At 62.9% G+C, this 566-nt stretch carries 1 protein-coding gene; it reads left to right on the forward strand.

The window, feature by feature from the left end; genetic code table 11:
* Positions 1-566, forward strand: a 566-nt coding sequence (locus CQW31_RS31540) for an immunoglobulin-like domain-containing protein (protein WP_218254863.1), incomplete at both ends; no start/stop codon positions are given.

A 566-nucleotide genomic window follows, 5' to 3' on the forward strand; every position in this document is an offset into this window, starting at 1 on the left:
ACCATCACCATCCCGGTCGGCCAAAGCTCCGGTACCGCCACGGGTGCCGTGACTAACGACGTCTATCAAGGCCACGCGGCGGTCACCAACAGCATCACCAGCGTCAGCGGCGGAAACTACGAAAACCTGATTGCCAACCAGGCGCCTGTCAGCACCGCCGTTACCGATGTCCAGGACACCACGACCGTCTCGCTGACGGCGACGCCCAGCGTGGCCGAAGGTGGGCAGATCGTTTACACCGCCACTCTGACCAATGCTGCGCAGTCGGCGGTTACAGTCGCGCTGAGCAATGGCCAGACCATCACCATCGGCGCCAATCAGACCTCTGGGAGCGTCGCCGTTGCCGCGCCAGCCGATGATCCGTACCTCGACGCCGGACAGGTCAGCGCACGGATCACCAATGTCTCGGGTGGCAACTTCGAAAACCTGGCGATCAACAGCACGGCGGCAGTCACCACTGTCAGTGATACCATCGACACCTCTACCGTTACGCTAACCGCGACCCCATCTGTGACCGAAGGCGGCACCATCGTCTACACCGCCACGGTGAATGCGCCGGTCACCGG

This window comes from Pseudomonas sp. 382 (assembly GCF_002759075.1).
In the GTDB taxonomy this organism is placed as follows: Bacteria; Pseudomonadota; Gammaproteobacteria; order Pseudomonadales; family Pseudomonadaceae; genus Aquipseudomonas; species Aquipseudomonas vlassakiae.